At 65.7% G+C, this 554-nt stretch carries 1 protein-coding gene; it reads left to right on the top strand.

Annotated elements, in window-relative coordinates:
- The coding region (locus MOV74_RS40020) for an efflux RND transporter permease subunit (protein ID WP_246933089.1) at window positions 1-554 on the top strand (554 nt) is incomplete at both ends.

Below are 554 nucleotides of genomic sequence, written 5' to 3'. Positions count from 1 at the left end.
GTCACCGGCGCGCTCGACGGCGCCAAGGCCGTCGCCGAAACGCCGGTCGAGAGCAACGGCCGCGTGTTCCGCCTCGGCGATATCGCCACCGTCACCCACGGCTATGTCGATCCGCCGAGCTTCGTCGTCCGCCAGGAAGGCAAGGCCGCGATCGGCATCGGCGTCGTCACCGCCAAGGGCGCCAACATCCTCGAGCTCGGCAAGGAGGTCGAGAAGGCGACCGCCGAGTTCATGAAGGCAGTCCCGCAGGGCGTCGATGTCAAGCTGATCGCCGACCAGCCCAAGGTGGTCGAGCACGCCGTCGGCGAGTTCGTGCACTCCTTCATGGAAGCGCTCGTCATCGTGCTGTTCGTCTCGTTCCTGGCGCTCGGCTGGCGCACCGGCATCGTGGTCGCACTCTCGGTGCCGCTGGTGCTCGGCATCGTCTTCATCGTCATGAACATGATGTCGCTCGACTTGCACCGCATCACGCTGGGTGCGCTGATCATCGCGCTCGGCCTGCTCGTCGACGACGCCATCATCGCGGTCGAGATGATGGTGGTGAAGATGGAGCA

This window comes from Bradyrhizobium sp. SHOUNA76 (assembly GCF_023006445.1).
Classification (GTDB): Bacteria; Pseudomonadota; Alphaproteobacteria; order Rhizobiales; family Xanthobacteraceae; genus Bradyrhizobium.
The sequence above is the reverse complement of the archived record's forward strand: the minus strand, read 5'-3'. Positions and strand labels throughout refer to the sequence as shown.